The following is an 11,504-nucleotide window of genomic DNA, read 5'->3' on the forward strand; positions in this document are numbered from 1 at the left end:
CGCGCCCGTGGTGCCCCTCTGGCAAGGGGGCTCGGTTCAGGTCGTCACCTTCTGGCGGCGTTCCGCGGCGATGGCCATCGCGTGCTCGACGACGCCGATGAGTACCTCCTTCACGGACTCGCGGTCGCGCGCGTCGCACAGGACGACCGGAACGACGTCGTCCAGGTCGAGGGCCTGGCGGACCGCTTGGGCCGGGTAACGGGTCGCTCCCTCGAAGCAGTTGACGCCGACGACGAAGGGGATGGAGCGGCGTTCGAAGTAGTCCACGGCGGCGAAGCAGTCCTCCAGGCGCCGGGTGTCGGCGAGGACGACCGCGCCCAGGGCGCCTTCGGACAGTTCGTCCCACATGAACCAGAACCGCTCCTGGCCGGGTGTGCCGAAGAGGTACAGGACGAGGTCCTCGCGCAGGGTGATGCGGCCGAAGTCCATGGCGACGGTCGTGGTGTGCTTGCCCTCCACACCGCTGGTGTCGTCGACCGGGCGGCCCGCCTCGGTGAGCAGTTCCTCGGTGCGCAGCGGCCTGATCTCGCTGACCGTACCGACCAGGGTGGTCTTGCCCACGCCGAAGCCGCCGGCCACGAGGATCTTGAGCGTGACGGGCTCGACCGGGGACGTGCCGCGCTCAGATCGCCCGAACTTCATCGGTCTCTTCTCCTGCTCGATGGGAATCGGCCGGCGGGGGCCCGTAGCCTCCGCCGCCGGGCGTCTCGATGACGAGCACGTCGTCGGGTCCGACGTCCGTGGCGTCACTGCCGCCCAGTGCGGTGACCGTACCGTCCGCGCGCTCCACGCGGTTGGCGCCGAGCGCCCTGGGTTCACCGCCGTTCATGCCGTACGGGGGCACCCTGCGGTGCTGGGACGGCGTGGAGACGGTCATGGACTCGCGGAAGCGGATCCGGCGTACGGCGCCGTCCCCGCCACGCCAGCGGTCGGCGCCGCCGCTCCCCCGGCGCACGGCGAACTCGTCCAGGAGCACGGGCAGCCACCACTCCAGGACCTCCGGGTCGGTGAGGCGTGAGTTGGTCATTTGGGTCTGTACGACATCGGCGCCGGGGAAGCCGTCGCCCGCTCCGGATCCGGAGGCGACGGTCTCGTAGTGCTGGTGGCGCGCGTTGCCGAAGGTGACGTTGTTCATGGTGCCGGAGCCCTCCGCCTGGACGCCGAGGGCAGCATAGAGGGCCCCGGTGATCGCCTGGGAGGTCTCGACGTTGCCCGCGACGACGGCGGCGGGCGGCTCGGGAGAGGGCGTCGAGCTCGGCGGTACGACGATATGCCGGGGCGCAGTCAGCCGTCGTTGAGCGGGATGTCGTCGACGACGAGGGTGCGGAAGACGTACAGGACGGCCGCGTTGACGACGGCGGAGGGGGCGTTGACGGTGGTGGGGAGTTGGGCGCGCAGCTCGGCGAGGTTGGGCGCGGGGTTGCGGGACGGGTGAGGGCTCCCGGTGAGCAGGCGGAGGGTTTCCTCCCCGCGGAAGCGGCCGTTCTCGGCGGGCAGCAGTTGTCGAAGAGGATGCCTTCCTCGGCGATGGTGCGGCTGCCGGCCGGCATGGAGCCGGGGGCGATGCCGCCGATCTCGGCGTGGTGGCCGCAGGAGGCGACGTAGAAGAGAATCCGGTCACGCTGTGTGGTGTCTGCCGGGTCGATGCCGAAGACGGGGGTGATCACGGTGACGTCGGGGAGGTGGGTGCCGCCGTGGTACGGGTCGTTGACGGCGTAGGTGTCGCCGGGGCGCGGCGCGGAGCTGCGGCGGCGGACGACCTCCTTGACGATGGTGCCCATCGAGCCCAGGTGGACGGGGACGTGCGGGGCGTTGGCCACCAGGTTTCCGTCGGGGTCGAAGAGTGCGCGGGAGAAGTCGAGGCGCTCCTTGATGGTGACGGACTGGGCGGTCGACTCCGGGCGGGCGCCCATCTGCTCGGCGATCGACATGAAGAGGTTGTCGAAGACCTCCAGCAGGACCGGATCGATTTCTGTGTCGAGATCGGCACTCTCATCGGAACTCTGTGTAATCGCCGCGCGTTCCATGACCAGATGCCCGTCGTGGCTCGCGGTGGCCCGCCGGCCGTCGTCCACGACGGTGGTGGCGTCGGCCTCGGTGATGATCGCCGGGCCGGTGACTCGCTCGCCGGGTGGCATTGCCGTGCGCCGGTGGAGGGGTACGTCGCGCCAGGCGCCGCCGGTGTGCAGGCGCACGGTGTCGGGCGGGGCGGGGCGGCCTTCGTACGGGGCGAGGGCCGAGAGATCGGGGGGTTGGGTGATTCCGGTGGCTTTGACAGAGATTGTTTCGACGACGATCGGGCGGTCGAGCGTGAAGGAGTACGTGGCGCGATGACGTTCTTCGAATGCCTGCCGCATCGCGTCCGGTGGGGCGAGGCGGACGGTGAGGGTGGTGTCGGTGCCGTCGTAGCGGAGCTGGGCGCGGCTGACGGTCTCGATGCGGTCCTCGGGGATGTCCTCCGCGCGGAGTTCGGCGCGGGCCGCTTGTTCGAGTTCGTCGGCGGTGGTGTGGATGCCGGGCATGGCGGCGGGTTCCAGTCGGGCCTCGACGGACCGCTCGCGCATGGCGGTGGTGCTGGCGAGGCCGATGCCCAGTGCGGAGAGCAGGCCCGCCATGGGCGGGACCAGGACGGTAGGGATGCCGAGCGGCTCGGCGACCCTGCACGCGTGCTGGCCGCCAGCGCCGCCGAAGGTGGTGAGCGCGTAGCGGGTGACGTCGTGGCCCTGCTGGACGGAGATCCGTTTCACGGCGTTGGCGATGTTGGCGACGGTGATCCGGAGGTAGCCCTCGGCGACCTGTTCGGGGGTGCGGTCGTTGCCGGTGCTCTCGCGGATCTCGCGGGCGAGGGCGGTGAAGCGCTCGCGGACCACGGTGTCGTCGAGGGGCTGGTCGCCGTCGGCGCCGAACACGCGCGGGAAGTGGGCGGGCCGGATCCGGCCGAGCATGACATTGGCGTCGGTGACGGTGAGCGGGCCGCCGCCCCGGTAGCAGGCGGGGCCCGGGTCCGCGCCCGCCGAGTCCGGCCCTACGCGGTAGTAGCGGGAGCCGTCGAAGCGCAGGACCCAGCCGCCGTCCGCGGCCACGGTGTGGATGTCGAGCATGGGCGAGCGCAGCCGGACGCCCGCGATGCGGGTGGTGAAGACGCGTTCGTGCTCGCCCGCGAAGTGGGAGACATCGGTGGAGATGCCGCCCATGTCGAATCCGATCACCCGGTCGAATGCGGCGAGTCGCGACATGCGCGCCATGCCGACGATGCCTCCGGCGGGCCCGGACAGGACGACGTCCTTGCCGCAGAACCGGCCGGCCTCGGTGAGCCCGCCGTTGGAGTGCATGAACATCAGCCGTACGCCGTGCAGTTGCTCGGCGATCTGCCGGACGTAGCGGCGCAGTACGGGCGAGAGGGAGGCGTCGACCACGGTGGTGTCCCCGCGCGACGCGTTTCATCAGCGGGCCGACCTCGCTGGACAGCGAGATCTGCGGGAATCCGATCCGGGCGGCCAGTTCGCCGAAGGCCTGCTCGTGGGCGGGGTGGAGGTGGCTGTGGAGACAGACCAGGGCGACCGCGCGGATGCCGTCCTCGTGGGCCTGGCGCAGGGGTCCTTCGAGGGCCTCCAGGTCGGGCGGTCGCAGGGCGGTGCCGTCGGCGGTGATGCGCTCGTCCACCTCTACGACCCGTTGGTGGAGCAGCTCGGGCAGGTCGATACGGCGGGCGAAGATCCGGGGGCGGTTCTGGTAGGCGATGCGCAGGGCGTCGCGGAAGCCGGGGGTGATGATCAGCAGGGTACGTTCGCCCTTGCGTTCCAGCAGGGCGTTGGTGGCGACGGTGGTGCCCATACGGACGGATTCCACGGACTCGCCGGAGCCATCCAGCAGGGCCTGCACACCGGCTACGGCGGCGTCGGTGTGGCGCGCGGGGTGGTCGGAGAGCAGCTTGTGGGTGAGGAGGGTTCCGCCGGGGCGGCGGGCGACGATGTCCGTGAAGGTACCGCCCCGGTCTACCCAGAACTGCCAGCCCCTCGTCACCTGGGTCTCCTGGATCGCGCTGCTCGGCACCGCCGCTGTGGGCAGCCGGGCGCGGGGCCGTGGAGGGGTGTGGACGATCGGTTGGATCGTATCGGGCGGGGTGGGTGGGGGCCGGTCGTGGTGGGGGCGGGGGGCGTGGTGGGGGCGGGCGTCGGTCCGGGGGCAGGGGGCGTGTCGAGGACTGGTGGCGTTCCGGGGGCGGTGGGCGATGACGGGATCGCTGGGGGGCCGTGGGGTGAGGGTGCTGGCGCTGGGTGGCCGGGTGAGGGGGTCGGTGCGGGGTGGCCAGGTGGGGATGGCGGTGCGAGGCGGTCGCGTGAGGGGCTGTTCAGGGTCCGTGGGGGTGCTGCGGGGCTGGTGGGGGCTCCGGGTACTGGGGCGGGGCGGCCGGGGGCTCCGGGGGCTCGGTCAGAACGGCCAGGGGGTCCGGATGCTTCGTCGGGACGGCCGGCGTCTCCGGGCGCTCGGTCTGGGCGGCCGGGGGCTCGGCCGGAGCGGCGGCTCGCGCCTCCGGGGGCTCGGTCAGAGCGCCCGGAGGCCGTTGATCACATCGCGGAGCACGCTCTCGTCGGGGAGTTCGGCGGGCGGTACGGGGCGGTTCACATGGACGAGGTCGCTGTCCACGAGGTCGCCGACCAGGACCCGTACCACGCCGATGGGCAGGTTGAGTTCGGCGGCGAGTTCCGCGACCGACTGCGGAGCCTCGCGGCACAGGGCGACGATGTCCACATGCTCGGGGGACAGCGAGCCGTCGGTGTCGGTGTCGGCGTCGTCCGCGCGCGGCTCCGCGACGACCACCGCGATCAGGTCCAGGCGGTGCTGGGCGGCGTGCCGGGTACGGCCACGGGTCATCGCGTACGGGCGGACGACCGGTCCGGCTTCATCGTCGAACCAGTGGCTTCTTGCCTCACCGTCAGCGCTCATGTCATCCCACTACCCGCCCGCGGACAGATCGGTGCGCGGAGCGGCGGCGAGATGTACGCCGACCCGCTTGACCAGCAGGGTCATCTCGTACGCGACCTGGCCCACGTCCGAGTCCGCGTCGGAGAACACGGCGAGGCAACTGCCGTCGCCGGCCGCGGTGACGAACAGGAAGGCGTCGTCCAGCTCGACCACCGTCTGGCGTACGCTCCCGGCGTCGAAGTGGCGGCCGACGCCCTTGGCGAGGCTGTGGAAGCCGGAGGCCACGGCCGCGAGGTGCTCGCCGTCCTCCCGGGTCAGGTCCTTGGACACTCCGGTGGCCAGGCCGTCTCCGGAAAGCACGACGGCCTTGCGGATGCTTGCGACGCGGTCCACCAGTTCGTCGAGGAGCCAGTTCAGCTCGCCCGACTTGTTGCTCGCGGAGTGGCCGGTCGGCTTCGGTGCGGTCATCGACCGTCCCCCTTTGTCGTTCCTTGTGGTGCTGTGCCGCTGTGGGTGTCGTCGCCCGCGGCGTTCTCCTCACGGCCGCGCTGCCAGCCGCGCTGGAGCGAGGCCATACGGCTGCGGACCTCGTCGGCGTCCCGCTCATCAGGTGCGGCGGGGGTCTCGGTACGCCGTTCGGGGGTGCTGCGCAGTTGTGGGGCCAGGTTGGCCTGGCGGACCCGGCGGGGCAGGGTGCCCGTGTTGTCGGGGGCGGGGCCCTCGGCCGTGCCGTCACCGGGTACGTCGGTTGGTCCGGGCCGTCCGGGGCCGCGCAGGGCGGCGGGGCGGTGGCCGGTGGTGCCGGGAGTGCGGGGCGGGTCCGTCGGGCGGCTGTCGCCGATGCCCCGGAGTCCGTCCGCGCGGCGGCTGTCGCCGGGGGCGTGGAGGGGGGCGGCGAGGTGGGGGGTTCCGGTGTCGCGGGTGGCCTCGGGGCGGGAGCTGTTGTCGTCGTGGGGGTCGCCGGTGCTTCTGGTGCGGTTCATGCCTCGCAGTTCGCCGGGGCCGGTCGTTCCCTCGACGGGGTCGGTGGTGTCTCGGGCGCGGCGGGGCAGGGAGGGCGGTCCGGCGGGTGGGTCGGTGCGCGGGCCGAAGGCGGTGGTTTCCGGTCGCTCGGGGCCGCTGCCGGGGCCCGTGGCTCCCGTCGGGCCGGTCGGCGTACGGCGTACGGGTCCCGTGTCGCGGCGGCGGGCCGGGAGCGGTGCGGCGGGGTCGTCGGGGCCGGGGCGTGCGGTGGCCGGGGCGGTGCCCTCCGGGGTGCTCTGGCGGCGGCTGCGCTGGTCGGTGACGGGACGGCCGTGGGAGCTGACCAGCTTGGGGGTGTGGCGGCGGGGCAGCGGGAGCGGGGCGCCGGTGTCGTCGGCGCCATCCGGATCGGTGGCGCCGCGCGGGCCCGGAACGCCACCGGGCGTCCGGGAGATGGGGTTGGCGGCGGGGTCGGCGTCGAGGAAGGTGCGGGGGCGGAAGATGCCGCCGCGTTCGCTGTCCTCGTCGCCGAGGACGCCGGGGAAGTCCTGGATGGCATCGAGGTCGACGGGGGCCTCCAGTTCGACGGGGCCGTCGAGGAGGGAGGCGGGCAGACCGGGGAGCTGGACCGGGCGCTGGGCGAGGTCGGTGTGATGGCCGTCCTTGGCCGGGCGGGGCCGGTCGAGCCGGAAACCGGTGCCGTTGGTGTCGGGGACCTCGTCGGTGAGCAGGGAGTCGGGGATGAAGACGATGGCGGTGGTGCCGCCGTAGGGGGAGGGTTGCAGGGAGACGCGTACGTTCTGGCGCTGGGCCAGACGGCTGACGACGAAGAGGCCGAGACGGTCGGTGTCGGAGAGTTCGAACTCGGGGGTCTCGGCGAGCCGCAGGTTGGCGTCGAGGAGTGCTTCGGCCGCCATGCCGAGTCCGCGGTCGTGAATCTCCAGGGTGAAGCCGTTGGCGACGCGCTCGCCGATGACCTGGACGGCGGTGTGGGGCGGGGAGAACACGGTCGCGTTCTCCAGGAGTTCGGCGACGAGGTGGGTGAGGTCGGCGACGGCCGGTCCGGTGACGGCGGTGCGGGGCAGTCGGCGGACCTCGATGCGCTCGTAGTCCTCGACCTCGGCGACGGCCGCGCGGACCACGTCCATGAGCTGGATGGGCTTGCGCCACTGCCGGGAGGGGGCGGCGCCGGAGAGGATCACCAGGCCCTCGGCGTGGCGGCGCATGCGGGTGGTGAGGTGGTCGAGGCGGAAGAGGTCGGCGAGTTCCTCGGTGTCCTCGGTGCGGCGTTCCATGGTGTCGAGGAGGGTGAGCTGCTTGTGGAGCAGGACCTGGCTGCGGCGGGCGAGGTTGACGAAGACCTCGGAGACACCGGAGCGGAGTTCGGCCTGCTTGACGGCGGCCTCGACGGCGGCGCGCTGGAGGGTGTTGAGGGCCTGGCCGACCTCGCCGATCTCGTTGCGGTCGTACTCCAGGCGCGGGACCTCGGTCTCCACGTCGACCTGCTCGCCCGCGGAGAGGCGGCGCATCACGCTGGGCAGGCGGACGCCGGACGCCTCGTGGGCGTCGAGGCGCAGCTGGCGCAGATCGCGGATGAGGGCGCGGCCGATCCGGACGGACACGAGGAGGGAGAGGAGCAGCGCGGCCAGACCGAGGGCTGCGGCGAAGGCGACCCGGACGATGACGCCGGTGGCGATGGGGCGGACGCGGTCCTGGTAGCGGTCGGAGGCTTCGTCGTTGAGGGTGCCGAGTTGGTCGAGGACCTTGCCGGCGGCGTCGTCCCAGTCGCCTGCGTCGACATGGCGGGGCGTGCCGGAGCCGGAGGCGAGGGCGGATTCCTCGGCGACCCGCAGCGGGGCGGTCTCGGCGTTCTTCCAGAACCGGTCGTAGCGGTCGCGTTCGGCGGTGGGCAGCAGCGGGAGGTTGACGTCGTAGGTCAGGCTGCGCTGGGCGACGAGGTCGGTGATGTCGCGGACCTCGGTGGCGGAGAGGCTGCCGACGACGAGGGCGGAGCCGAGCAGCGCGTCCTCGCGGGCGAGGAGTTCACGGGCGCGGGAGAGACCGACGAGCGCGCGGTACTGCTTGTCGAGTTCGACGTCCTCGACGGCGTGCAGGTTGGTGAGCAGGGTGTAGCAGGGGTCGATCAGCCGGTTGTAGAGGTCGAGCGCCTGGCTGCGGTTGACGGTGCCGTCCTCGACGCTGCGGCGCAGGGACCAGATGCCGTCGAAGGCTTCGAGGACGGCGGTCAGCCGTTCGCCGGTGGCACCGCCCATGGCGTCACGGATGCCGGGGTCGCCCGCGTTCTTGCGGAGTTCGGCCACGGCCTCGTCGGTGGCGGCGCGGGTGCGGCGGAGCGCGGCGAGGCCGTCGGAGTCGCGAGGGTCGGCGAGGTGGACGAGGGTCTGGCGGCGCTCCTGCTGGAGCACGCGCACGGTGTCCTCGGTCGGATAGCCGACGTCCTCGACGACCGACGACGCGGTGAACAGCCCGCTGGCCTCCTGGCCCGTGAGCACCATGCCGAAGGCCCACAGGGCGCTCATCGAGACCAAGGGCACGAGCAGCAGCGCCACGATCTTCCTGCGGATGGACTTCCCGCGAAAGCGCATGGCCTCCCCCAGCGACAACCCCCACCGGCAGGGGGTGCACAAGTGCGTCAACAAACGGCGCGAGCCTACTACCGACACACCCGTAACTCGAAGGGCCGTCCGGAGGCCGAACCTCCGCCGCTGCGACAAGCCGGGACAAGACAGGGGGAGTTGTCCGGTCATTGCGGGAGATTGTGTCCGTCACCACGGTCTCCATCGGGCGGATCGGGACGACTCTGTGACATCCGGTGTTGGCCGGAAGTTATCGATACGGGGGAATCTTCGGGGCGTCTCGTTCGTCCTTCTCTATGGGAAATGGGGACGGAATCGGCCACACGAGCCGCATGCCGCCCCCTGGCGGCGTAAATCAGCGCAAGCCGGGCAGCCACTGTGGGGTCGGGTCTTCGGGCCGGGGCAGCCGGTCGGCGAGGCGGTGGGGAGTGACACGATGATGGGCACGGCGCAGCGGCAGGAAGCGCCCCCGGACGGCTCGGGGGCCGAGGTCAAGGAGTCGCGCGATGAAGTGCGGGCGCCGGATCACGAGGTTCCGGTGAGGACGGGGGCGGACGTGATCTCGGGCGGGCGGGGAGAGACGGTCTCGACGGCCGGAGCCAGCGGCGCGAGGGCGTATGGGACCACGGGCGTGAGTGCGGGTGAGCAGCGGACTTCCGCGCAGCCCAGGACCGAGACGCAGGTCGGCTACCGACCGCTGTGGGTGGAGGAGCCCGCGAAGCGCCGCAGGCTCCCCGACCCGGTGCGGACCTCGGCCGTGCGGGCGGTACTGATCATCTCGGTGACGCTCATACAGGCGATGGTGACGGTCCTGAGCACGCTGGCCGGGTCGTGGCTGGCGTTCCCGATGTTGATCAGCAGCGTGGTCAGCACGGTCGTGGCGACCTGGAGCGTGCTGGACGTCTGGGTGACCCGCCAGGTCTGGTACCAGCGCAACGGCGTGGTCTCCGCGCCCAGCAGCACCGCGCGCAGCCTGCGCCGCGAGCGGCGGCGGGCCCGGCGCCAGGCGCGGGCGGCGGCGCGTTCACAGGAACGGATACGCCGGCCCGGGAATGCCGGGCGGCTTTCGCACCCGTGAGCGGGCGGGCCACAAGGGAGGGGCAAGGGGCGACGCGCGGAGGAGGGTGAGAGGGAGGGGTTGGCCGTACGGCGAGGATGACTTACGGGTGACGGTGCTCGCTTCTGAGCACCGCTCTCCTAAAGCGGGTGTCAGGGGCGCAGGCGAGGTCGAGTGGGACGGGCGGAGTCTGTGCGGTGCCCGGTGGAGTGGTTCGTCAAGGGTCTTGGTAGGGCGCGGTGCAGGGGTCGGGGCCGGGTCGCGGCGACTGACCAGGGTTCAATTTCGGCCGATCATGTGAACTCTTCGCCGGGTTCTGACCGTTTGGGTCGGTCGCCGGTTCCCGTGAGCGAGGCGCCGTTCCGGAAGCGGCACGCGGGTACAGCGAGAAGTGAGGGTGAGGAGGGATGAGGGGGGACACGTTGGTCTCCGGGGGGACGTACGACGTCATCGTCGTCGGGCTCGGTGGGATGGGCAGTGCCGCCGCGCATCAGCTGTCGGCGCGTGGGGCCCGGGTGCTGGGGCTGGAGAAGTTCGGGCCGGTGCATCGGCACGGGTCGAGTCACGGGGGCTCGCGGATCACCCGGCAGTCGTACTTCGAGGATCCGGCGTATGTGCCGCTGCTGCTGCGGGCGTACGAGTTGTACGAGGATCTGGAGCGGTCGAGCGGGCGGGAGATCGCGATTCTCGGCGGGGGCCTGATGATCGGGCGGCCGGAGAGCCGTACGGTCGCGGGTTCGCTGCGGTCGGCGCGGGAGTGGGGGCTGCCTCACGAGATGCTGGACGCGAAGGAGATCCGCCGCCGGTTCCCGACGCTGACGCCGGGCGCTGACGAGGTGGCGCTGTACGAGCGCAGAGCCGGGCTGCTCCGGCCCGAGAACACGGTCGCCGCGCATCTCCAGCTGGCCGGCCGGCAGGGCGCCGACCTGCGCTTCGAGGAGCCGGTGACGCGCTGGGAGCCGTACCGGAACGGGGTGCGGGTGCAGACCGCCGGGAACATGTACACGGCGGATCGGTTGGTGATCTGTCCGGGGGCCTGGGCGCCGGGGCTGCTCGCCGATCTCGGGGTGCCGATCAAGGTCGAACGGCAGGTCATGTACTGGTTCCAGCCGCGGCACGGGGTCGAGCCGTTCCGTCCGGAGCATCAGCCGATCTATGTCTGGGAGGACCGGGAGGGAGTTCAGGTCTACGGTTTCCCGGCGATCGACGGGCCCGAGCAGGGGGCCAAGGTGGCCTTCTTCCGCAAGGGGGCTGGGGGTGCCGGGGGTGCCACTGCGCGGGGGTCGGGGGATGTGGGTGAGGTGGGTGAGGGCGCTGTGACGCCGGAGACCGTCGACCGGACGGTTCACGAAGGGGAGATCCAGGCGATGGCCGCGTACATGGCTGATCGGATACCGGATCTGGCCGGGCGGTTCCTTCAGGCCGCGACGTGTATGTACGCCACGAGTCCGGATGAGCACTTTGTGATCGCACGGCATCCCGCGCATCCGGAGTCGGTGACCGTGGCCTGCGGGTTCTCGGGGCATGGGTTCAAGTTCGTGCCGGTGGTGGGCGAGATCCTCGCCGATCTCGCGCTCGACGGGGCGACTCGGCATCCGATCGGGTTGTTCGATCCGGCGCGGTTCGGGGACGCGGCGGGACGGGTCGGGGGCGCGGCGGCACCGGTCGGGAATATGGCGGGACAGGTCGGGGACGTGGCGGGGCCGGTTGGGGATACGGCGGGACGGGTCGGGGGCATGGCGGGGCCGGTTAGGGATACGGCGGGACGGGTCGGGGACGTGGGGAGACAGCTCGGGGGCGTGGGAGACAGTTCGGGGGCTTAGGGGGGCTTTTGGGGACGCCGTGGGATGAGGTGGGGGCGGGGGGCCGTAGGTCTGTCGGCCGACGCCGGGGATCTCCCGCCGCGCCCGCGCGGGGCGGTGGGACCGCGGCATTGTGTGTCGGGTCGGCGTCGGCTGTTC

General features: G+C 72.0%; 6 protein-coding genes and 1 pseudogene. 2 read left to right on the top strand and 5 right to left on the bottom strand.

Annotation, left to right across the window (positions count from 1 at the left end):
• Window positions 1-36 precede the first annotated feature (36 nt).
• The 5 genes and pseudogenes from ABZX40_RS00055 to ABZX40_RS00075 form a co-directional block, all read right to left on the bottom strand.
• Window positions 37-642, bottom strand: coding sequence for an ATP/GTP-binding protein (locus ABZX40_RS00055; RefSeq protein ID WP_355733297.1), 606 nt, complete (start codon window positions 640-642; stop codon window positions 37-39).
• Window positions 623-4,023, bottom strand: a pseudogene (locus ABZX40_RS00060) (hydantoinase B/oxoprolinase family protein). The gene ABZX40_RS00055 and the pseudogene ABZX40_RS00060 overlap by 20 nt, the downstream one beginning before the upstream one ends.
• Before the next feature lie 522 nt (window positions 4,024-4,545).
• Window positions 4,546-4,947, bottom strand: a complete 402-nt coding sequence (locus tag ABZX40_RS00065; protein WP_355733294.1) for a DUF742 domain-containing protein — start codon at window positions 4,945-4,947, stop codon at window positions 4,546-4,548.
• A gap of 9 nt (window positions 4,948-4,956) precedes the next feature.
• The gene (locus ABZX40_RS00070; RefSeq protein WP_355733291.1) at window positions 4,957-5,394 is read right to left on the bottom strand and encodes a roadblock/LC7 domain-containing protein; all 438 of its coding nucleotides are present in this window, start codon (window positions 5,392-5,394) and stop codon (window positions 4,957-4,959) included.
• Window positions 5,391-8,495, bottom strand: coding sequence for a nitrate- and nitrite sensing domain-containing protein (locus ABZX40_RS00075; RefSeq protein WP_355733289.1), 3,105 nt, complete (start codon window positions 8,493-8,495; stop codon window positions 5,391-5,393). Before ABZX40_RS00075 ends, ABZX40_RS00070 begins: the two co-directional genes overlap by 4 nt.
• Window positions 8,496-8,925: 430 nt before the next feature.
• Here ABZX40_RS00075 and ABZX40_RS00080 point away from each other — a divergent pair, with 430 nt between their 5' ends.
• Together ABZX40_RS00080 and solA are read left to right on the top strand one after the other, a co-directional pair.
• A complete protein-coding gene (locus ABZX40_RS00080) occupies window positions 8,926-9,564 on the top strand; it encodes a hypothetical protein (RefSeq protein ID WP_355733379.1) in 639 nt (212 codons plus the stop codon).
• 386 nt (window positions 9,565-9,950) lie between these two features.
• Window positions 9,951-11,366, top strand: coding sequence for an N-methyl-L-tryptophan oxidase (solA, locus tag ABZX40_RS00085; RefSeq protein WP_355733286.1), 1,416 nt, complete (start codon window positions 9,951-9,953; stop codon window positions 11,364-11,366).
• Window positions 11,367-11,504 lie beyond the last annotated feature (138 nt).

Origin of the sequence: Streptomyces sp. NPDC004610, assembly GCF_040609715.1 — a bacterium.
Classification (GTDB): Bacteria; Actinomycetota; Actinomycetes; order Streptomycetales; family Streptomycetaceae; genus Streptomyces.